A 21,564-nucleotide genomic window follows, 5' to 3' on the forward strand; every position below is an offset into this window, starting at 1 on the left:
TGGAGACCCAGTTCGAGCATGAAGACGAAAAACCACGGGAAGACATACGACCAGTTCGGCAAGACCGACCTGCTGCTCCCGCGTTTGCACCGTCCCTACGCCAGTATGAACTGGATCAGGTTCAACGGGTCACTGCGCGCGCTAGCAGTATCTCAGCCCCTTGCCGGGACTCCCCTGGTGAATGTCTCAATCAGAAACCCGACGAAGAAATTTGTCAAGCGATCTGTGAAGACTGTTGAAAAACAGAAAATTACGCTAAGTTAACCCATCCATTTATTCGAATGTTATTTTTTCGAGCTTAACTCGAAGAGTGCGTTATGATGGCGAGCTATGAAGGGGAGAGTACCTGAGATGAATTCAACTATTCGTGAAATACTATCGAAATTCGGCCAACTCCCAGTGCCGGTCGATACAATAGCTGACGACGCTGATCTTTATGCTGCGGGCCTTTCTTCTTTCGCATCCGTGCAACTGATGCTTGGCATTGAAGATGCATTCGATATCGAATTTCCAGACAGCATGCTGAACCGTAAGTCCTTCGCCAGCATCAAGGCCATCGAAGACACGGTCAAAACCATTCTCGATGGCAAAGAGGCCGCTTGATGAACCTGTCGGTCACCCCGCCTGATGCAACGCTGATCGCGCGCGCCTCACGTGTCGCGGCTATCGCTGCACGGCATGCCGACGATGTTGATGCCGCTGCACGTTTTCCCACTGAGGCCATCGATGCCCTGCGTGCTGAACGTCTCTTGGGAATACAGGTGCCTATTCACCTTGGTGGCGAGAGTGCCAGCATCGCCCAGATTGCGGATATTTGCTGCGTTCTTGGCCAATCCTGTTCCGCAACCGCGATGATTTTCGCCATGCACCACATCAAGGCCTCCAGCCTGGTGGAACATGGCGAAGACAGCGAATGGCACACCGGTTTCATGCGCCGCGTAGCGTCCGAGCAGTTGCTTCTGGCGTCTGCCACCACCGAAGGCGGCATTGGCGGAAACATGCGCAATTCCATCTGCGCTATCGAGGTCGATGGTCCCGATTGCGCGTTGGAAAAAGACGCGACCGTCATTTCCTACGGCATGCACGCCGATGCCATTCTCATCACCTCGCGTGCCAATGCAGCAGCGGCGCCCGCCGATCAGGTGATGACCGTTTTCCTGAAAGACCAGTACACGCTCGAACGGACCCATATCTGGAACACGCTCGGCATGCGCGGCACCTGTTCCGATGGCTTCCTGTTCAAGGGAGCGGCTCCCTCCGAGCAGATATTCTCCAAGCCTTTTGCCGAAATCGCAGCACAATCCATGCTGGCGACATCCCATCTTTTGTGGAGCGGCGTGTGGTACGGCATTGCATCTGACGCGGTCTTGCGGGCACAAGCCTTCGTTCGTGCGGCCGCCCGAAAATCGCCCGGCGTTACACCGCCCGGTGCCATCCGTCTGGCTGAAGTGTCGAGCAAGCTGCAGATCGTCAAATCGAATATCATTGCCGGTCTCAAAGCCTATGAGGGCACCAAGTCAGATCCCGACAAGCTGATGTCGATGGGCTTTGCCATCGCCATGAACAACGTTAAGATTTGCTCCTCGGAAACCATTCTCGAGATCATCAATCATGCCATGCTGATCTGCGGCATCATGGGCTACAAAAATGGGACGCCCTACAGCCTAGGGCGCCACCTGCGCGATGCGCATTCGGCGCAACTGATGATTTCCAACGACAGAATTTTAAGCAACTCCGCCAATCTCCTGCTCGTCCAGAAGCAGGACACCAGCCTTTCGGGATAAGACCATGGACACGCAAACATCTTTTCTCGATCGCCTGTTTGACAAGGGCCTGCTGATCGATACCGGCGTGGATGGCCTTTATGGCCGGAGCGGCCAGTTCGAAGACGTGATTGCCGGTTTTGAACGCCTGATTGGCACGGTTGGCGGTGGCGACAAGGCCGAAGTCATCCGCTTCCCCCCCGGCATCAACCGCGCCTATTTCGAAAAAAGCGGCTACATGAAAAGCTTCCCGCAACTGGCCGGCACCGTCCATTCCTTTTGCGGATGCGAGCTGGATCATGTGAGCCTGATCAAGAGTATGGATGAAGGCACCGACTGGACGAAGGACCAGAAGATCACCGACATCGTGCTGACGCCTGCAGCCTGCTACCCGCTGTATCCAACCATCGCCAAGCGCGGAAACCTGCCGGGAAATGGCGGTCTCTACGATATTCAATCCTATTGCTTCCGCCATGAGCCGTCGAAGGACCCGGCGCGTCAGCAGCTGTTCCGCATGCGCGAATATGTGCGCATGGGCACGGAAAGTGACGTTACGGAATTCCGTCAGCTGTGGATGGATCGGGGCGTCGAGATGATGGAAAAGATCGGTCTCGATGTGAAACTCGATATCGCCAACGACCCGTTCTTCGGGCGTGCTGGCAAGATGCTGGCCAACAACCAGCGCGACCAGAACCTGAAATTCGAGCTGCTGATTCCGGTCACGTCCACGACCAACCAGACAGCCTGCATGAGCTTCAACTACCATCAGGATGCATTCGGCGCGAAATGGGGCCTCAACCTCGAAAATGGCGACGTTGCACACACCGCCTGCGTCGGCTTCGGTCTAGAACGCATCGCGCTGGCGCTGTTTGCCAAACATGGACTGGATGTCGAGGCATGGCCGCAGCCGGTGCGGGACGCGCTGTGGGGCTGATGACGGCATGACGAGCATTTTTCCTGCCCTGAACGCTGAAACCTATGTTCCACATTCGCTCCATTCGCTCGAGCGGATGTGGCCGGAAACCAATTGCTATGTCGATCTGTGGATTGAACTTCTCGCCGCAAGCGGCCTGCCGCCTGAAGCTATGCTCGGCTTTACGCTGACCCAGGATTTCGAAGGCGATCAGTTCACCTTTTTCAAGGTGCCGCTAGAAGACCTCGAGACGCTCTACGGCATCCGCGTCACCGAACTGGCGATTTTCGACCGGTTGGAAAACCATATCCAAACGCAGTTGCAGCGTGGGCGCATCTGCCTGATCGAGATGGACAGTTTTTACATGCCGGATACGCAGGGTACAGCGTACCGCAAGGAACACGGCAAAACGACCGTCGCCATCAACCGAATGGATGTCGAAAATCGCAGGCTGGAATATTTCCACAATGGCGGTTACTTCGCGCTAGATGGAGACGATTTCTCAGGCATCTTCCAGCACCATCTGACCGATGATGATCTTCCCTTTCTGCCCTATACCGAGTTTGCGAAATTTCCTGAAAAAGCTGTTGGCGAAACGGAAAGACGAAGAGCGGCAGAACGGCTTCTGGTTCAACACTTTGCAAGACGCCCGACGCACAATCCGATCCGAGCATTCGCCGAGGTCTTTCCTGCACAGGTCGAGAAGGTCGCCGACCGGCCCTTCGGCTTTTTCCACAAATATGCCTTCAACACGCTTCGCCAATTCGGGGCCAATTTTGAACTGGCCGCCAGCCATCTGGAGTGGCTGGACGGCGAAAAACGCTTCGGCCAGGCATCCGTGCACGCGCTTCGTATTTCGGAGGTGGCGAAATCCGTGCAGTTTCAGCTTGCCCGGGCCATCGCACGCCGCAAGTTCGAACCGCTCGCCACCGCGCTTGACCCAGCCATCTCTGCCTGGGACGAGATGATGGCGGAACTTAACAACAGGCTCAGCAAAACAAGCGAGGCAGCGTGACGGCCCCATCCGTTTTCCCCGCAACGGATGGCCAAATGTTGAGCGAGGGATGGACCTTAACGCTGACGGAGCCTGATGCCTATCAGACACCGGTCGCCATTCCCGTCGAGGCCGAGGCGGTGACGTCCCCTGTTCCCGGCACCGTCGCGCAGGCGCTGGAAGTGCTGGGAAAATTTGATCGCCTTCACCCTAAACCCTTGAATATCTACGACGCCTGGTATCGACTGACGCTGATCTCGGATAGCGTCGGACCTGCCACGCTGCGCTTCGAGGGACTAGCGACAATCGTGGACATTTTCCTCAATGGCGAACGCGTTGCCCAGTCCACCAGCATGTTCGAAGCACTCGATATTCCATTTGAGCTAACCGGCGCTGACGAACTCGCCATCTGTTTTCGCGCGCTGGCACCGCGGTTAGAAAAGCCCGGCCCTCGCGCCCGTTGGCGCCCGCAGATGATGAATTCGCAAGGGCTGCGGCTGATCAGGACGACGGCTCTCGGCCACATGCCTGGCTGGTGCCCGGAAATCCACGCCGTTGGTCCATGGCGCCCTGTCCGCCTGATCCGTGACAACGAGCGCGCCTTCGACGTGCTGTCGTCTCGATCAGAACTGGATACGGACGGAACGGGAGTGCTGCATTTCTCTGCACGCGTCCAACGTGAGGCCTCGACAATCGAGATCATGTGCGCAGGTCGTTCCGCCAGACTCGAACCTAGAGGTGACGGCGTCTTCGAGGGCGCATTGCGACTGGACACCATCGAACCATGGTGGCCCGCAACGCATGGCAAGCCCAGCCTTCATGATGTCAGCCTTCGTATCGATGGACGAACATATCATCTTGGCAAAACAGGCTTTCGTCGCATCGAGATAGACCACGGTACAGATGGCAAGGGCTTCGGGGTAACGATCAACGGCGAGCCGATTTTCTGCCGGGGTGCCGTCTGGACGAATGCCGATATCGTGCGACTGCCCGGCGCCAGAGCGGATTACGAGCCCTGTCTGCGCCTTGCCGCTGAAGCCGGTATGAACATGATCCGCATCGGCGGCACGATGACATACGAGACGCCGGACTTCTTCGCGCTGTGTGACGAATTGGGGCTTATGGTCTGGCAAGACATGATGCTAGCCAATTTCGATTACCCGGCTAAGGATGAAGCCTTCCTCGCCCATATCGAAACGGAAATCTCGCAACTTCTCATGAACACCGCCCTTTCTCCCTCGCTGACCGTGCTGTGCGGCGGTAGCGAAATGTATCAGCAGGGTGCGATGCTGGGATTGTCGGAACAGTTTTGGAAGGGTTCGCTGACGGAAGAAATTTTGCCCGCTCATATCAGGCGTTTGCGGCCAGACATCGCCTATGTGCCCAACTCTCCCTTCGGTGGCGCTTTGCCGTTTTTCCCGAACGAAAAGGTTGGCCATTACTATGGCGTCGGTGCCTATTGCCGACCGCTGGAGGATGCGCGGCGTGCCGACGTTCGCTTCGCAGCCGAATGCCTCGCCTTCGCGAACGTCCCGCAACAGCGAACGCTCGACAAGCACTTGCCGGCAAAGCCGGTTCACGACCCGCAGTGGAAAGCGCGTGTGCCGAGAGACCGCGGCGCGTCTTGGGATTTCGAGGACATCCGAGATCATTATCTCAAGCTGCTCTACGATATCGACCCATCCACCTTGCGCCGCGAAGATGGCGAACGCTATCTCGATTTATCCCGCGCTGTTACAGCTGAGGTGATGGAAGCGACATTCGCGGAATGGCGGCGGGCGGGCTCATCCTGCCAGGGCGCATTGGTCTGGACCTTGCAGGATTTTCTGCCAGGTCCCGGCTGGGGCGTGATTGACGCGACTGGCGAACCGAAGGCGGCGTGGTACGGCCTGAAACGCGCCTTTCGCCCATTGCACATCAACCTTCTGGACGAGGGCACGAATGGGCTCGATATTCACCTCATCAACGAAACACTCGATATGCATGATGTTGTGGTGGAAATCACATGCCTGCGCGATGGTCTTCAGCCCGTCGTCACCGGCAAACGTGCGTTGAGCCTTGCGTCCCGCCAAAAGCAGGTCATCGCTGCAACCGACCTGTTCGGTGCTTTCTTCGACACGACCTACGCCTATCGTTTCGGCCCTCCGTCCCATAATGTCACCGTAGCAAGGTTGATTGACGCCGACACAGGCGCGCTGATCGCCACTGCTTTTCATTTTCCGCGGGGGCGGCAGGTGGCGATGCATGCTGCAACTCTGCGGACCGAAGTGAACCTCGAAAACGAAAATTGGATTTTGCAGGTAACCGCAGACCGTTTCGCCCAATCGGTTCATATCGATGCCGAAGGCTTCCGCCCATCGGATGACTGGTTTCATCTGGCGCCGGGTGAGGCTCGTACCGTTGAACTGCGACCGATCGGCCCGCACAATTCACAGGCGCCAAACGGCGAAATTCGCACGCTTGGCAGCAACCAAGTCTTTCGTTTCTAAGGAAAATCACTATATCGCTTGTTCAAGCGCAAATGCTGGCGATGACGCAGACTGCATACCCTTCATCCAGAGGGCTCTACCCTACTCTAAATGCATGATTATCCATTTCGAACGGCAGGCGCCGATCACGTGATCCGGCTTTGACGCAATCGAAAACATCGACTACCTTCCTGTGAGCGCAATCAGGCAAAAGATATGGGGGATTTTGCCTTTCCATTCCGTTCTCATTTTTTGATGTAGAGCAGTATGATGTTCAGGTCTGCTTGGCCTGAACATCATACTGCTCGGCCCGGCAAGGCGTAGAAATCCTACATGGAAAAAAGTTTAACTCGCTATATCTGGAATCATACCCGACGCCAGCAGGTGTTCATTCTGCTGATCGTCGCCCTATCAATGATACCGTATTTCCTTGCCTTCGATCTTCCCAAGCAGATCGTCAACGGCCCCATCCAAGGGGATGGGTTCGAAGGCGTGAACTCTACCCAACTTTTCATGCATTTGACGTTGGATCTTCCCTACATGGGAACGATCACATTATTTCCGGGTATCGAGCTGACTCGATTTGGCATGTTGATGGGTCTGAGCCTGACCTTCCTGGCGCTCGTCATCATCAACGGCCTCTTCAAATATTACATCAACACCTACAAAGGTCGGCTGGGCGAACGTTTGCTGCGTCGCATCCGCTTCCAGTTGATTGACCGCATCCTGCTGTTTCCCCCCTCCCACTTCAAGCGGGTAAAAGGTGCGGAAATCTCCAGCATGATCAAGGATGAAGTGGAACCGCTGGGTGGCTTTACCGGCGATGCCTTCGTGCAGCCTGCCCTTCTCGGCGGACAGGCGCTGTCCGCGCTCTTCTTCATTCTCGTGCAGAATTTCTGGCTGGGCCTGATTGCAGCCTTCATGGCTGCGATTCAGGTTGGCATCATCCCCCAGATGCGCCGCCGCCTGATCGAACTTGGCAGACAGCGCCAGCTCAGCGCACGACAGCTCGCTGGCCGTATCGGTGAAATGGTCGATGGTATCGGCACGATCCACGCCTATGATACCTCCAATTACGAGCGTGCGGATGCAGCCCACCGGCTCGGCGAAATCTTCAAGATTCGCTACGATCTCTACCAGTGGAAATTTATCGTCAAATTCATCAATAATTTTCTGGCGCAGCTGACACCATTCTTCTTTTACTCGCTGGGCGGTTACCTGACGCTGAGAGGCAGTCTCGACGTCGGTCAGCTCGTGGCGGTCATCAACGCTTACAAGGAACTACCCGGCCCATTGAAGGAACTGATCGATTGGGATCAGGCGCGTCAGGACGTTCAGGTCAAATATGAACAGGTGTTCGAGCAGTTCGATTCACCCTTGATGATCGACGCCAAAATCCAGGCGCTGTCTCCGGAAGCAGCCGCTGCCATCACAGGACCGATCGTCATCGCCGGGCTGTCGCTGGATGACGATAGCGGCACACGTCTTCTCGATCAGGCGTCGCTGACCATCCATCCGGGAGAAACCATCGGCATCGTCGGCACGGCAGGCGCGGAGGCACTGGCCGATGCACTGGGCAGAACGCTGTGGCCAACCTCGGGCAAGATCACCTTCGGCGATACAGATCTGCATGAATTGCCAGAATCCGTCACCGGCCGCCGCATCTCTTATGTATCCGCCGACACCTACTTCTTCCACGCCAGCCTGAAGGAAAACCTCGTTTACGGTCTCAAACATGCACCGTTAAAGCCGAAGGAATACAATGGTGCGGACCTCGAGCACCGGAAATGGGAAATTCGAGAGGCAAAGCTGGCCGAAAACCCCGATATCGATATCAACAGCGACTGGATCGATTATGCATCCAGCCCGGCGGGGAGCGACGAGGAAGAGCAGTTCCTCAAATCGATGCTGGCGGTTCTCGATACGGTGCAGCTATCGCCCGACGTGCTCGAATTCGCCCTGCGTTCGTCCATCGATCCGCTCACCGACCTGCATCTGGCCGCTCGGATCGTGGAACTGCGTCAGGCTCTGCGCACGGAACTGGAACAGGCAAATCTCAGCGGACTGATCGTGCCGTTCGAGCCCGATAGCTACAACGCCGAGGCTACGGTTGGCGAAAACATCATGTTCGGCACCATGCGGGATTCCTCGACCGGAAGCCGCAAGATCATCGATAGCGACTATTTCCGCTCTCTGATGCGCGGCAGCGGCCTGTCCGACACCCTGTTCGACATGGGCTATACGATCGCCGAAAACGTCGTTGAAATCTTCAGCGATCTTGCGCCGGATCACCCGTTCTTCCAGCAGCTCACCTTCATGACGGCAGACGATATTCCAGGCTATCAGCAGATGTTGCAGCGCCTGCAGGGCAAGGGCTACAAGGATGCGACCGAGGCCGAAAAGCGCGCCATGCTGCGGCTCAGCTTCTTCTACATCGAACCACGACAGCGCTTCGGCCTTCTGACACAGGAAGTGATGGACAAGATCGTCGAGGTCCGCCACATGTTCCACGAGAAGCTGCCGGACGACTTGCGCAGCTGGATCGAGCCCTACGACCCTGAACGATACGGCACGTCTGCCAGCCTTCTGGATAATATTCTGTTCGGCAAGATCAGCCATCGTTATCCCGACGCATCGCGGCGCATCACCAAGATCGTTGCCGATGCCATGAAGAAACAGGGACTGTACGACAAGGTTCTGGCTGTTGGTCTGGAATTCAATCTGGGCGCGGGCGGCAAGCGGCTGGGGCCATTGCAGCGGCAGAAGCTCAATCTGGCACGCGCGCTGATCAGAAAGTCGGACTATTACGTTCTGAACCGCCCGCTTCCTGGCCTCGATCACCGGATGCAACAGGAAATCGTCGACAACGTCATTTCCTTCCTCAGAAACGATGGCGCCAATCCGGCCGTGTTGTGGGTGCTTTCCAACCCCTCACTTTCAAAAATGTTCGACCGTGTTATCGTCATCAACCATGGGTCGATCGTGGCTGACGGTCCCTATGAGACTCTTCTCGAAGAAAACGATACATTCAAGGAAATGATCGCAGCCTGAGAGGTGAGCGATAAACAGGAACCGCACAGGACGAAGCGATGCTTTTCAAAGACGAAATTCAGATGCTCAAACGCGTTCCATTCTTTAGCCAGATGGAACCCTCCAAGCTGAAGCTGTTGGCATTCGCATCTGACAGGGTTTCCTATCATGCCGGCGACGAATTGTTTCGCCAGGGCGATATCGGCGATGCGGCTTACGTGCTGCTGACGGGCAAGGTCGATGTCCTCATCGATTCACCCTCCGGGCAGATCAAGCTGACCGAAATGAGCGGAAACGCGATTGTCGGCGAAATCGCCATTCTGTGCGACAGTGTCAGAACGGCGACGGTGCAAGCCTCCACATCTGTGGAAGCATTGCGCATCGGCAAGGAGCAATTCTTCAAGCTGATGTCCGATTTTCCAGACATCACCATCAAGGTCATGCGCGTTCTTGCTGAACGTCTGACGCAAACCACGACAGAGCTGAGCAAAGCGCGGTCGGGTTCGAGTGCTTAGACGCAACAGCGTTCTTGACAGCCGCTTTCAAAAAGAAAAATAAAAGTGGTACTATTGTCATAAAACTGAAATGTTGAGCGTACTATTGGCGGAGACATAAATTGTCTCCCGGAAAGTTGGGGCTAAGACAAGAGAGATACACGGGCGCCCATGGGAGGAAGCTTGGGATGTTCGTGGTAAATTGGGGTGCATCATGGCGTTGAATTCCGACGATCATCGTCGGGACAATAAACAGGAATTTCGCGTTAAGATCTGGGGAGCACGAGGAACGCTTCCCGTTTCAGGAGAAAAATTCCGTAAGTATGGCGGCAACACGATCTGCATCGAGGTCAGGTGCGGAAGCCATGTCTTGCTGTTCGATGCAGGATCTGGACTGCTGCCAGCCGGCCAAGCGCTGAAGGCGGAAGGCATCGGCGACGTCAATATGTTCTTTTCCCACTGTCACTACGATCACATCATCGGCTTTCCCTATTTCAAACCGTTCTTCAATCGCGAGAACGACGTGCGTATCTGGTCCGGGCATCTGGCAGGGCAAAAGACCACACACGAAATAATCGCCGAGTTCATGAGCCCACCATGGTTTCCTGTGCCGCTTGACGTGTGCTGCGCGCAGATCGTTACCAAGGATTTCAAAGCCGGGGACGTTCTTGACGTCCATCCAGACCTCAACATCACCACCGATATGCTCAACCACCCCGGAAACGCCATCGGCTACCGGATCGACTGGCAGGGCCGCAGCCTTGCCATCATCACGGATACGGAACACGAAACCGGCAAGCTGGATAAATCGGTTCTGAAGCTCATCGATAATGTGGACCTGTTCCTCTACGATGCAAGTTTTACCGAAGCGGAGATGAACACCTACCGGGGCTATGGCCACTCCTCATGGCAGCAGGCCGTTCTGCTGGCAAAGCATGCGAATGCCAAAAGTGTCGGTCTCATCCATCATGCACCGTTCCGCACCGATGACGAGCTTGAGGCGATCGAAGCGGATGCACAGAAAGAGTTCGCCGGTGTTTTTGCAGCCTGGGATGGCCAGACGATCGAACTTTAGCCATGCGATGTTGGCTCTCAGACAATGCCGATGACGTGATCGTTGAACTCTTCTGGTTCTTCGAGCATTGACGTATAGCAATGAACGGCTATCAACAGGGATGTCTCCCCTGGCAATGTGCCGTACTGCGATGACACACGGCAATTGGAGACGTAAAGCATGGCCAACATCATGTCGGAGACGTCGCTCAGACGTGCACGATTGTTGTCCGGCCTCGTCATGCTTCTCTTCGTCTTCAGCCATATGGTCAACCACGCGCTGGCGCTGGTGTCGCTGGAGACAGCCGAATACGGCCGAAAATGGTTCAGCCTTATCTGGCTCAACCCCGTCAGCAGCGTCATCTTTTACGGCTCGGTCCTCACCCACATCATATTGGTCCTGCGCTCCATCTATATGCGCCGCTCTTTGAAAATGCCCGCGCGCGAAGCGCTGCAGATCATCATCGGGCTGCTCATCCCCTATATGATCATCGATCATGCCAGTGGCATTCGCCTGTCGCGGATGCTCTACGATATCGACATCGGTTACGACATCATCATCAACAATTTCTGGATCCGCAGGCCGATGCTGGGTCTGCGGCAGAGCACCGTTCTGGTGCTGATATGGACGCATGGATGCCTCGGCGTCTTCTATTGGCTGCGCTACCGCGACTGGTACAAGCGAATATCGCCCTATCTGCTGACGATTGCCGTGCTTCTACCAATCCTGGCGCTTCTCGGCTTTAGCGATGCGGGCCGGGCCATGGAGTATAATCCGCCACCGCCCCGTGTTCCCCACGCCAATCAGGCCGAACTCGATGCTGTCATCGATGGCTTCACGGCAGGTGTGAAAACCCTGTTCGGCGGTGCCGTCGTGCTGGTCTTTGCACTTCGCGGCGTGCGTAGCTGGCGGCAGCGATCAAACGCATTCGAAATACGCTACGAGCATGGGGCACTCGTTCGGGCGTCGGCTGGGCTCAGCATATTGGAGGCCAGTCGATCAGGCGGCGTGTCTCACTTTTCAGCCTGCGGCGGCAGAGGTCGGTGCTCCACCTGCCGAGTGAGGGTCATCAGCACGGACGGACCTTTGCCGGAACCATCCTCGATGGAACGCGCCACGCTTCAGCGTATCCATGCCGACTCGGATGTCAGGCTTGGATGCCAGCTTCGTCCCAAGCACAGCCTCAACGTGGCCTTGCTACTGGCCTCCAAACAACAAAGCGATATTCCAGCCAGCGGCGAGCCGATCCGTCCCGGTCGCGAGGAGGAAATCGCGGTGATGTTCTGCGATCTGCGCAACTTCACAGCTTTATCGGAGGCACGCCTGCCCTATGACATGGTGTTTCTGCTCAATCGCTACTTCACGGTTGTCGGCCAAGCCGTAGAGCAGGCCGGTGGCCGACTGGACAAATTCATCGGCGATGGTGCAATGGCGCTGTTTGGTCTGGATGGCAACAAGGAGACGGCAAGCCGCGATGCCTTGAAGGCAGCAGCGCTTATCCTGCGCAATGTCGAAGCGTTGAACGAGGAGCTGGAAAAGCAGTTCGCGGTCAAGCTGCGCATCGTGGTCGGCATCCACGCCGGACCATCCATCGTGGGTGTGATGGGGTATGGGGCTGCCAAGACGCTCACCGCCATCGGTGATACCGTCAATGTCGCCAGCAGGCTCGAAACGGCTGCCAAGGAGTTCGATACGGCAATCGTGATTTCGGAGCCGGTGTTGAAACAATCAGCGCATGACATCGGCACCTTGGAGAGCCGGACCATCCCGATCAGAGGCAAAAGCGCGCAGATGAAGGTTTTTCTGATTTCGGACGCGGAAAGTCAGCGCTTCGTCTAGGCGGCCTAGAGCGTTTCCTTGTTAAATGGAAACAGTTCTGTTGGTTCAAACGGGATCGACTGCTTGTCCGGACGGCGCGTGCCGTAGCCATAGCATACGGCCAAGCCGTTCGGGCGAGCAGACGGCCCGTTTCAACCAACCCGAAGGGCCGGACATATTTCCGCCAGGACTAAGGCGATCCGCTCGACCGTACCTCTGGGTATGCCCTTCACCAATCGCCTTAGTCCTGACGAAAATCTGCTCCGGCAGAACGATTCCATTTAACAAGGAAACGCTCTAGATTTTCCGATACAGAAAGTAGCGATCCGTGGGAACGGACGGCGGTACCGGAAGAGGATTGAGCGTTTTCTCCTCCAGCGGAAGCCCGCTGATTGCCACGCCACCTTTGACGAGCATGCCCGCGACAAGCTGCGGCAGCCATGTCAATGTCACCGCGTCCTTTTCAGGATAGCCGGTGCCAATATCGGCATGAACGAGGGCCGCCTCGACGCCCAGATAGGCCTGCGCCGTCTGCGCAATCTCACCGATCACCAGATCCTCTTCAGCCGGCACGGAAGACGCGTGCGCGCCCATGGCGCGGTCGAAGGCGACGATGCGGCGATCTGGAAACAGTTCGCGCAGATGATTGAACGTGCGCCCATTGCCAAGCCCGACTTCCATCACGGGACCGGCCGGAAGGTTAAGATCGGCATGGACGTGGTTGAGAATATCGCGCTGCGCCGTCAACCGGCGAATGAAGCTGTCCAGTCTGCTCATCTGTTGTCTTCCATCAGGCTTTGATGATGTGGCTTGCGACGATACCGCGCTTGGCAAAGGCATTGCGCGTATCGATGATCAGCGGCGACCATTCGCTCAGGCTTTGGTAATCGATCGTGTCGTGATCGGTCGCAACGAGTACCGCATCGAAACCGCTGATCGTCTGCTGGTCCCAGGCAACGGATTTCATACCCAGGAGGTCGCTATATTCACGGGTTTTGGGGATTTCCGCGACGTAAGGATCGAAATAGGACGGCTGGCCGCTGCGCTCGATGATGAGTTCGATCAACTTCAGTGACGGGCTTTCGCGAATATCCGGCACGTTCTTCTTATAGGCCAAGCCGACGATCAGAACCTTGGAGCGGCTGAGCGCCTTGCCGCGGTGAATATCGAGCGCTTCGGCCAGACGGCTGACGATGTGGCGCGGCATGCCGGTGTTGATCTGCCCGGCAAGCTCGATAAAGCGCGTCGGCAAGTCATACTCGCGCGACTTCCACGTCAGATAGAAAGGGTCGATGGGAATGCAGTGCCCACCAAGGCCGGGGCCAGGATAAAACGGCATATAGCCGAAGGGCTTGGTCTTGGCCGCATCGATGACCTCCCAGATGTCGATGCCCATCGCTTCGTAAACGACCTTCAATTCGTTGACGAGTGCGATGTTGACGGCACGAAACACGTTCTCGGTGATCTTCACCGCCTCTGCCGTAGCATTGGTGGAGACGGGAACCACGGTTTTGACGACGGAGCCATAAAAGGCCACCATCAGTTCCGCCGCATCGGCACCTTCACCGGAGACAACCTTGGGAATGGTCGAGGTCTGGAAATCGCGATTGCCGGGGTCTTCGCGTTCCGGCGAAAAACCCAAGAAAAAATCAACGCCGGATTTCAAACCCGTCTTTTCCAGAATGGTTTTGACGATGCCATCCGTGGTGCCGGGATAGGTGGTGGATTCCAACACGATCAGCTGGCCGGGGCGCAATGTCTTGGCGATTTCCCGGCAGGTATTTTCGACATAGGACAGGTCGGGATCGCGGTACTTCGTCAATGGCGTCGGAACGCAGATGGCGATGACATCGCAATCGGCAAGCTGGGCGAAATCGCAGGTCGCGACGAAGCCGCCATTTTCCCGCGCGCCGTTCAAAACATCGTGTGAGACGGCTTCGATATAGCTTTCACCGGCATCAATCGACGTGATCTTGGCCGGATCGATATCGAAACCGATAACATTGAAGCCGGAATGGGCAATCGTCATCGCCAGTGGCAAGCCGACGTAGCCGAGGCCGATAACCCCCGCTTTCGCCTTTTTTGACTGGATAGTTCCAAGAAGTTGCTGTGCGTTTGAAGAGGAAGTCAAAGCTGATTGCGCTCCGCGCATGGAAAAACATGCCCATCAGTTGGGCGAGAACAGGCACAGTGTCAAGGTTTGGCGCAGGCAAATTCCCATTGACGAAGTGCCTGACGGCAAAGCAGAACGGACCCATGAAAATCGCATTCCATGCCCCGCTGAAATCGCCCAACCATCCCGTCCCCTCTGGCGACCGGTTGATGGCGCGGATGTTGATGCAGGCCATGCGCCTTTCCGGGCATGAGGTCGACGTGGTCTCTGAGCTTCGCAGTTTTCTGCGCGAGCCTGATGTCGAAGGCCTCGACACACTGAAGCGGACGGCCGAAGCGGAACGGGAGCGCATTGCCGCCACATGGGCAAAGGATGGCAAGCCGGACATCTGGTTTTGCTATCATCCCTATTACAAGGCGAGAGATTTTCTCGGACCCGAACTCTGCCAGCACTTTGGAATTGCCTACGTGACTGCGGAAGCATCCTATTCGCCTAAACGAAACGCGATGGGCTGGGCAGACATACAGGTGGCAATTCTGGCCGATCTCCGTTTCGCCGCCGTCAACATCTGCTTTACCGAGCGCGACAGAATGGGACTTTCAAACGCTGACCCCAGCATCCGTCTCGCAAAGCTGCCGCCCTTTATCGACACCGCGACCTTCGCAAAAATCACTCCTGCTTCCACGCGCTATCGCTTAGCCACCGTTGCAATGATGCGTCCGGGCGACAAGGTGAGCAGTTATCGGGCACTGGCAGAGGCGTTGAAGCTGGTGCCGAAGGAGCTGCCTTGGACATTGGAGATCATCGGAGACGGCCCCGAACGGAAGACTGTAGAGGGTCTCTTTGACGCCTTCGATTCAGACCGCATCATCTGGCATGGCGAACAACAGGCCGGCACCATTGCCGAAATCCTGTCACAGGCTTCACTCTATGTCTGGCCGGGACACGGGGAGGCCTATGGATTGGCCTATCTGGAAGCGCAGGCGGCGGGTTTACCGGTGATTGCCGAGAGAATCGCAGGCGTGCCGGAGGTCATCAAAAATGGTGAAACCGGAATTCTCACGGAACCCGGCAATATCAAAGCCTATGCTTATGCTTTGGTTAGATTGATGAGAAATGACGATCTGCGTCAGACGATGGCGCAGAAAGCTCGCCATTTCGCGACCGCCGAACGGTCCATCGAACACGCCGCCACCACATTGAACGACATCCTCGAAAACCTGCCGGAACGGACATCATGACCAAAAAACTGCTTCTGGACACGCTGGATGATTTTGCCAGCAAAAACAGCGTCGCGGATTTCTGGCTACGCGATGACGATGCCACGCAGCCAAGTTCTGCATTGGATCGGTTGCTCGACCTGTCCGCGCGCTACACAGTGCCGATGACATTGGCGGTCATACCGGAACCAACCGGAGACGCGCTGGCAAAGCGGCTCGAGACAACGAGCGGCATCGATGTTGCAATACACGGCTGGGCGCATCGAAACCACGCGAGGCCGGAGGAAAAGAAACGCGAACTCGGCCTTCACAGACCCTTGGAAACCGTGCTGGATGAGTTGAAATCAGGACTGACCAAACTCCAATCGCTACACGGCCCCCGTTTCGTTCCGATGCTCGTACCGCCCTGGAACAGGATCGATCAAACCGTTATCGAGCATTTGCCGCAGGCCGGTTATCGGGCCTTGTCGGTCTTCGGCCCCGAAAAGCCGGATGCCCTCCCACTTCTCAACACCCATGTCGATGTCATCGACTGGCGCGGCACCCGTGGTGGCAAGAACCATGACCTGCTGTTTGCCGAGACAGCAGAACGCTTAGGACAGGCCGATGAAACGGGCGGCATGGCGGGTATCCTCACCCACCATCTTGATCACGACGAAAGCGTTTGGGCTTTTCTGCAGTCGCTCTTCGACCTCACGACCAATCACCCCGCGTGCCGCTGGCGCTCCTCACGCCAATGGCTTGAACATACGTCACCATGATTTCCAGGCGATCAGCAGCCCATCACTGTCGCAATCCAGACACGAGGCCTCTACCGCGCTGAAGGGCGAGCGATCCGGCAGACATGCCGCGACGAAATCTCCACCGGCCAGAGAGACTGATCCCGATCGCGCCACCACGGTGAAAATCAGCGGCCCGGTTGCCCACCATGCGGGTGCTTTGGGCAGTTTCTCCAAAATCTCGGGGAAAGCGTCGAGCATCCGGCTAAAGACAGGGTGACCGGCAGGTGTGGCAATGAAGGAGTTGGCCAAAAGGACACTGCCCTGCCCCGTCTTGCGTGGCACGTCCTCGGCAAAAGCGGTCAACCCGATCATCGGGAGCACATCGAAAAAGCTCAGATCATCGCGGGCTGGATAGAAGTCACAATCGAGATAGATCCCGCCCAGCTTCGACAGGATGATATACCGCGCCACATCCACCGCACCGGGATAATCCCGTTCGGCCAGCATTGCGGCAAAGATCGGGTTGGAAGAAACGCCTTCCCGTTCAAGATCGACTTCACGCCAGAGACGATAGTCGAGCCCGTGTTTTTCGGCATGGGCAGCCCATGCAGGTGTCGATACGGGTACGTCTTTGTCGCCGATCCAGATCTGGTGAAGGATCTTCGGCACCGGCTCCCGGTTCTTCACCGCAATCACCCGACGCTCATCCGCCGAAAAACGGCCATAGGGTTCGAAAATTTCCGGCGCAAGCACCAGATGATATTGGTAACCGACGCGGCTGACGACATCTCCCTGCGCCTTGGCAAGCGCCAAGAAGACGGAGTGGAGCCTGCGCGGCAGGTCCAGCGCCGTTTCCTCACCCATCAAATGCCGGTCACGCTCTTTCGAAAGCGCATCCAAAATCGCGCGGGCATTTGCGAAATCGCCCTCGGCAATGCAGCGACGGGCGGCGGCCAGTTTATCGTCGAAATACGCTTTGTCGGGCATGGCGGTCCGTCCTGTCTTCATCACTCATACATATCTTCGAAATAGATGTTTTTTCGCAAGCCCCGGTTAATTGGAACTTCCTGAAATTTTCGGGGTTTCAGGAGCATAGACAGAACTAAAGCCCTGCGATAACGTAACTTTGATGGCCCCTAAGCAACTGCCACAGACACAGTAAGAACGGTGAGGACACCCTTGGCATGAGTTCAGGCGCCGATTTGCTTCGCATCGAGAATCTCGAGGTTTCCTTTTCGTTGATGGGCGGCAAAATCGATGCCGTCAGAAATGCCAGCCTGCGCATTTTACCGGGCAAAGTGACGGCTCTGGTGGGCGAATCCGGCTCAGGCAAATCCGTCATCGGCCAGACCATTATGGGCATTCAGCCGCGCACGGCACGGGTGAAGGGTCGCGTGCTGTTTTCCGACCCCGCCCGTCCTGAAAAAGGCGCGATCGATCTTTTGCAGCTGGAACCCGATGGCAAGCCTATGCGGGCCATCCGTGGAAATCGCATCGGCCTCATCTTTCAGGAACCGATGACCTCGTTTTCACCGCTGCACACGGTCGGCAACCAAGTCGATGAGGCCTTGCGCATTCACTCCATTCTGACGCCGCGTGAACGGCAGGAAAAAATGGAGGAAACGCTCGATCTCGTCGGGTTTTCCAATCCGAAAAAAATCTGCAACATGTATCCGTTCGAGTTGTCCGGCGGCATGCGCCAGCGTGCGATGATCGCCATGGCGCTGATCTGTCGCCCGGCGCTTTTGATCGCCGATGAGCCGACGACTGCGCTCGACGTGACGATCCAGGCACAAATCCTCAAGCTGCTGCGCGATCTGCAAAGCCGCCTGAACATGAGCATGCTGCTGATCACCCACGATCTCGGCGTCGTCGCCAACATAGCCGACGAAGTGGCCGTCATCTATCAGGGCGAGATCATGGAATCCGGCCCCGTCAGTGATATCTTCCGCTCACCGTCCCACCCCTATCTCAAGGGCCTGATGGCCGCCGTTCCGCATTTCGACATGAAGCCGGGCGAGCGGTTGAAGGCACTCCGCGATGTCATCATCGACAAGGAAAGCCTGATCGGGAAGAAGACTGACACCGTCGACAAGACCAAAGGCGTTTTGCTCAGCGTCAACAGTGTCAGCAAGACATTCACCACGCGCAAATCGAGCTGGTTCAGCTCCGGCAAGTCCACCGGCACGAAAGCCGTCAATGGCGTCAGCTTCGATATTCACCGCGGCGAATGCCTTGGCCTTGTGGGTGAAAGCGGCAGTGGCAAAACCACCGTCAGCAAAATCCTGATGCGTGCGGTGCGGCCGGACGAGGGGTCCATCACCTTTCACAGCAAGAAAGGCGATATCGACGTTTTGAATGCTAGGGATGGCGATCTGCGCGAATTGCGCACGAAGATACAGATGGTGTTTCAAGACCCCATCTCTTCTCTGTCGCCACGCATGACGGTCAGCAATATTCTAAGCGAGCCGCTCGAAATTCATGGTCGAGGCGACGCCAAGTATCGCGCGGAAAAAGTTCGTAACCTTCTCAAAGCCATCGGCCTTGGCGAAAGCGCGCTCAACCGCTATCCGCATAGTTTTTCCGGCGGTCAGCGCCAGCGCATCGGCATTGCCAGAGCCCTGACACTGGGGCCGGAACTGTTGATTTGCGACGAGCCCGTCTCGGCACTCGATGTTTCGGTTCAGGCACAAATTCTCAATCTTTTGAAGGATTTGCAAAAAGAGCTGGGCCTCACCTACCTGTTCATTTCGCACAATCTGGCTGTGGTGGATTATATGGCCGACCGGGTTGCTGTCATGTGTGAGGGAAAAATCGTGGAGCTTGCGCCGCGTGAAGCGCTGATGCGCAACCCCGTGCACCCCTACACCAAATCGCTTTTGGCCGCCGTTCCGTTCCCGGATCTGGATCGACCGCTCGATTTCAGCACCATCGCCAAAATCAGCGCCACCGGCAAATTCGACTGGGGCAAGCAGTTTCGTGAAAGCGACGACACCGATCTTGTGACGGCCGATCTCGGCGGCGGCCATCTGGTGCTGGCCAATGGAAATGTCGACATTGCGGAGTTACGCTCGTGATCACGCGCCGAACGACACTCGCCCTCCTCGCCTCCGTCTTTGCCCCATGGAAAGCCTTTGCCGCCTATACGGATTCCGAATTCCTGAAGGAAAAACGCGACAAGGGCGATTTGCCGCCCATCGACCAGCGACTGCCGAAAAATCCCCGCGTCATGAACCTGAAAAGCCTTGGACGTGAGCCGGGCAAACACGGTGGCTCCGTGCGCATGCTGATCGGTGGCCAACGCGATATCAGGCTCATGCCGATCAACAGCTATGCGCGGCTGGTGGGTTATGACGAGAAATTCAATTTCCAGCCGGATATTCTCGAAGGCTATACGGTCGATGAAGAGCGCATCTTCACGCTCAAGCTGCGCGATGGCCATAAATGGTCCGATGGCAGTGATTTCACAACCGAAGATTTCCGCTATTTCTGGGAAGACGTGGCGCTCAACCGCGAAATTCACAAGGGCGGCCCGCCCATTGAGTTGCTGGTCTACGAAAAACCGCCAACGGTCGAGGTCATCGACCGGTTGAGCGTTCGTTACACATGGGAAGGTCCAAACCCGGACTTTCTGGCAAAGCTGGCCGGTGCGTCTCCTGCCCGCCTGTGCCTGCCAGCCGCCTATATGAAGCAGTTCCACATCAAATATCAGACGCCGGAAAATCTCGCCAAGCTGGCGAAAAAGAACAAGGTGGACGATTGGAGCAGCCTGCACATCAAGATGTCGCGGCAGGTGCGGCCCGAAAACCCCGATCTTCCAACACTCGACGCCTGGCGCAACATCACCTATCCGCCAGCCGAACAGTTCATTTTCGAGCGCAACCCCTATTACCACCGCGTTGACGAAAATGGCCTACAGCTGCCCTATCTCGACCGCTTCCTGCTTAACGTCACCTCGTCGGAAATCATCGCTGCCAAAACGGCGTCCGGCGACAGCGACCTGCAATTCATGGGGCTGGATTTTAACGACTACACGTTCCTCAAGGATGCGGAAGACCGGTATCCGCTGAAGGTGAACCTGTGGACACGCAGCCAGGGCTCGCGGGTCTGCCTGCTGCCAAATCTGAATTGTGCCGATGAGGTCTGGCGAACTCTGTTCCGCGACGTGCGGATGCGCCGTGCCTTGTCTGTCGGTATCAACCGGCATGAGATCAATATGGTCTGCTTCTACGGGCTTGCCAAGGAAAGTGCAGATACCGTGCTGCCGGAAAGCTCGCTGTTCCGACCGGAATTTGCCAGAGCATGGTCGGACTTCAATCCTGCCATGGCCAATGCGTTGCTGGACGAGTTGGGACTGACCAAGCGCAACGACAAGGGCGTGCGCCTGCTTCCCGATGGACGGCCTGCTCATATCATCGTTGAGACAGCGGGCGAAAGCACGCTGGAAACCGATGTGCTGGAACTGGTGACCGACTATTGGCGCAAGCTCGGCATCTCGCTATCTAGCCGCCCGACGCAACGCGATGTTTTCCGCAAACGCGCCATGGGCGGTGAAGTGATGATGTCTGTCTGGTTCGGCATGGACAATGCCGTCCCAACCCCCGACATGCTGCCCGCGGGCCTTGCGCCAACGGGCGACGACCAGCTGCAATGGCCGGTCTGGGGCATTCACTATCTCTCTGGTGGACGGGAGGGTACCGAACCGGACCTTCCTGAAGCCGCGCATCTCTTGGCTCTGTTGAAAAAATGGCGGCGGAGCATCACGGAAGAAGAGCGGCGGGCCATCTGGCTGGAAATGCTGGAAATCTATTCGCAGCAGGTCTTCTCCATCGGTATCGTCAACAGCGCGCTTCAACCCGTCGTGCATGTCAAGAAGATGCGCAACGTGCCGGAAAAAGCGCTCTACGGTTTCGAGCCGACCTCCTATCTCGGTGTCTATATGCCAGACGCGTTCTGGTACGACGGAGACGCATGA

The 21,564-nt window shown here is 56.6% G+C and carries 16 protein-coding genes and 1 riboswitch; of the genes, 13 read left to right on the forward strand and 3 right to left on the reverse strand.

Features of this window, described 5'->3' with window-relative positions; all coding sequences use genetic code 11:
- Positions 1 to 74: 74 nt before the first annotated feature.
- Positions 75 to 186: riboswitch (TPP riboswitch) on the reverse strand.
- 165 nt (positions 187 to 351) lie between these two features.
- From RRU01S_RS13535 to RRU01S_RS13575, 9 genes are all read left to right on the forward strand, one after another.
- A complete protein-coding gene (locus RRU01S_RS13535) occupies positions 352 to 603 on the forward strand; it encodes an acyl carrier protein (protein ID WP_045230813.1) in 252 nt (83 codons plus the stop codon).
- The gene (locus RRU01S_RS13540; RefSeq protein WP_045230814.1) at positions 603 to 1,784 is read left to right on the forward strand and encodes an acyl-CoA dehydrogenase family protein; all 1,182 of its coding nucleotides are present in this window, start codon (positions 603 to 605) and stop codon (positions 1,782 to 1,784) included. Before RRU01S_RS13535 ends, RRU01S_RS13540 begins: the two co-directional genes overlap by 1 nt.
- Before the next feature lie 4 nt (positions 1,785 to 1,788).
- Positions 1,789 to 2,697 carry an amino acid--[acyl-carrier-protein] ligase gene (locus RRU01S_RS13545; protein WP_045230815.1) on the forward strand — a complete coding sequence of 303 codons (909 nt, stop codon included), beginning with the start codon at positions 1,789 to 1,791 and terminating at the stop codon, positions 2,695 to 2,697.
- 7 nt (positions 2,698 to 2,704) lie between these two features.
- Positions 2,705 to 3,691, forward strand: coding sequence for a DUF1839 family protein (locus RRU01S_RS13550; protein ID WP_045230816.1), 987 nt, complete (start codon positions 2,705 to 2,707; stop codon positions 3,689 to 3,691).
- A 35-nt stretch (positions 3,692 to 3,726) separates the two neighbouring features.
- Positions 3,727 to 6,159, forward strand: coding sequence for a glycosyl hydrolase 2 galactose-binding domain-containing protein (locus RRU01S_RS13555; protein WP_045230817.1), 2,433 nt, complete (start codon positions 3,727 to 3,729; stop codon positions 6,157 to 6,159).
- Positions 6,160 to 6,471: 312 nt separating this feature from the next.
- On the forward strand, positions 6,472 to 9,189 hold the full coding sequence (locus RRU01S_RS13560; protein WP_045230818.1) for an ABC transporter ATP-binding protein: 2,718 nt from the start codon (positions 6,472 to 6,474) through the stop codon (positions 9,187 to 9,189).
- 38 nt (positions 9,190 to 9,227) lie between these two features.
- Positions 9,228 to 9,683, forward strand: coding sequence for a cyclic nucleotide-binding domain-containing protein (locus tag RRU01S_RS13565; RefSeq protein WP_045230819.1), 456 nt, complete (start codon positions 9,228 to 9,230; stop codon positions 9,681 to 9,683).
- 193 nt (positions 9,684 to 9,876) lie between these two features.
- On the forward strand, positions 9,877 to 10,737 hold the full coding sequence (locus RRU01S_RS13570; RefSeq protein ID WP_065700541.1) for an MBL fold metallo-hydrolase: 861 nt from the start codon (positions 9,877 to 9,879) through the stop codon (positions 10,735 to 10,737).
- A gap of 159 nt (positions 10,738 to 10,896) precedes the next feature.
- Positions 10,897 to 12,555 (forward strand): adenylate/guanylate cyclase domain-containing protein, encoded by a 1,659-nt coding sequence (locus tag RRU01S_RS13575; protein WP_045230820.1) that lies wholly within the window; start codon positions 10,897 to 10,899, stop codon positions 12,553 to 12,555.
- A gap of 276 nt (positions 12,556 to 12,831) precedes the next feature.
- Here RRU01S_RS13575 and RRU01S_RS13580 read toward each other — a convergent pair whose 3' ends face one another.
- Positions 12,832 to 13,311, reverse strand: coding sequence for a class I SAM-dependent methyltransferase (locus RRU01S_RS13580; protein WP_045230821.1), 480 nt, complete (start codon positions 13,309 to 13,311; stop codon positions 12,832 to 12,834).
- A gap of 13 nt (positions 13,312 to 13,324) precedes the next feature.
- Positions 13,325 to 14,686 carry a nucleotide sugar dehydrogenase gene (locus RRU01S_RS13585; protein ID WP_108722640.1) on the reverse strand — a complete coding sequence of 454 codons (1,362 nt, stop codon included), beginning with the start codon at positions 14,684 to 14,686 and terminating at the stop codon, positions 13,325 to 13,327.
- Between the two features lie 104 nt (positions 14,687 to 14,790).
- Between RRU01S_RS13585 and RRU01S_RS13590 the strand changes: the two genes are divergently transcribed.
- Both RRU01S_RS13590 and RRU01S_RS13595 read left to right on the forward strand, forming a co-directional pair.
- Positions 14,791 to 15,888 (forward strand): glycosyltransferase family 4 protein, encoded by a 1,098-nt coding sequence (locus RRU01S_RS13590; RefSeq protein WP_045230822.1) that lies wholly within the window; start codon positions 14,791 to 14,793, stop codon positions 15,886 to 15,888.
- Positions 15,885 to 16,628, forward strand: a complete 744-nt coding sequence (locus RRU01S_RS13595; RefSeq protein WP_045230823.1) for a polysaccharide deacetylase family protein — start codon at positions 15,885 to 15,887, stop codon at positions 16,626 to 16,628. The genes RRU01S_RS13590 and RRU01S_RS13595 overlap by 4 nt, the downstream gene beginning before the upstream one ends.
- Here RRU01S_RS13595 and RRU01S_RS13600 read toward each other — a convergent pair.
- Entirely contained in the window at positions 16,620 to 17,576 is a 957-nt protein-coding gene (locus RRU01S_RS13600) for a glycosyltransferase (RefSeq protein ID WP_045230932.1), read from the reverse strand. The two genes, RRU01S_RS13595 and RRU01S_RS13600, sit on opposite strands and share 9 nt — an antisense overlap.
- Before the next feature lie 197 nt (positions 17,577 to 17,773).
- Between RRU01S_RS13600 and RRU01S_RS13605 the strand changes: the two genes are divergently transcribed.
- Complete coding sequence (locus tag RRU01S_RS13605; protein ID WP_045230824.1) at positions 17,774 to 19,666, forward strand: ABC transporter ATP-binding protein; 1,893 nt, start codon at positions 17,774 to 17,776, stop codon at positions 19,664 to 19,666.
- Positions 19,663 to 21,564, forward strand: coding sequence for an ABC transporter substrate-binding protein (locus tag RRU01S_RS13610; protein ID WP_045230825.1), 1,902 nt, complete (start codon positions 19,663 to 19,665; stop codon positions 21,562 to 21,564). The genes RRU01S_RS13605 and RRU01S_RS13610 overlap by 4 nt, the downstream gene beginning before the upstream one ends.

Origin of the sequence: Agrobacterium rubi TR3 = NBRC 13261 (assembly GCF_000739935.1) — a bacterium.
Taxonomy (GTDB): Bacteria; Pseudomonadota; Alphaproteobacteria; order Rhizobiales; family Rhizobiaceae; genus Agrobacterium; species Agrobacterium rubi.

Coding starts and splice junctions, on each gene's coding strand:
- RRU01S_RS13535 (WP_045230813.1), top strand. CDS start 352: ATGAATTCAACTATTCGTGAAATACTATCGAAATTCGGCCAACTCCCA.
- RRU01S_RS13540 (WP_045230814.1), top strand. CDS start 603: ATGAACCTGTCGGTCACCCCGCCTGATGCAACGCTGATCGCGCGCGCC.
- RRU01S_RS13545 (WP_045230815.1), top strand. CDS start 1,789: ATGGACACGCAAACATCTTTTCTCGATCGCCTGTTTGACAAGGGCCTG.
- RRU01S_RS13550 (WP_045230816.1), top strand. CDS start 2,705: ATGACGAGCATTTTTCCTGCCCTGAACGCTGAAACCTATGTTCCACAT.
- RRU01S_RS13555 (WP_045230817.1), top strand. CDS start 3,727: ATGTTGAGCGAGGGATGGACCTTAACGCTGACGGAGCCTGATGCCTAT.
- RRU01S_RS13560 (WP_045230818.1), top strand. CDS start 6,472: ATGGAAAAAAGTTTAACTCGCTATATCTGGAATCATACCCGACGCCAG.
- RRU01S_RS13565 (WP_045230819.1), top strand. CDS start 9,228: ATGCTTTTCAAAGACGAAATTCAGATGCTCAAACGCGTTCCATTCTTT.
- RRU01S_RS13570 (WP_065700541.1), top strand. CDS start 9,877: ATGGCGTTGAATTCCGACGATCATCGTCGGGACAATAAACAGGAATTT.
- RRU01S_RS13575 (WP_045230820.1), top strand. CDS start 10,897: ATGGCCAACATCATGTCGGAGACGTCGCTCAGACGTGCACGATTGTTG.
- RRU01S_RS13580 (WP_045230821.1), bottom strand. CDS start 13,311: ATGAGCAGACTGGACAGCTTCATTCGCCGGTTGACGGCGCAGCGCGAT.
- RRU01S_RS13585 (WP_108722640.1), bottom strand. CDS start 14,686: ATGCGCGGAGCGCAATCAGCTTTGACTTCCTCTTCAAACGCACAGCAA.
- RRU01S_RS13590 (WP_045230822.1), top strand. CDS start 14,791: ATGAAAATCGCATTCCATGCCCCGCTGAAATCGCCCAACCATCCCGTC.
- RRU01S_RS13595 (WP_045230823.1), top strand. CDS start 15,885: ATGACCAAAAAACTGCTTCTGGACACGCTGGATGATTTTGCCAGCAAA.
- RRU01S_RS13600 (WP_045230932.1), bottom strand. CDS start 17,576: ATGCCCGACAAAGCGTATTTCGACGATAAACTGGCCGCCGCCCGTCGC.
- RRU01S_RS13605 (WP_045230824.1), top strand. CDS start 17,774: ATGAGTTCAGGCGCCGATTTGCTTCGCATCGAGAATCTCGAGGTTTCC.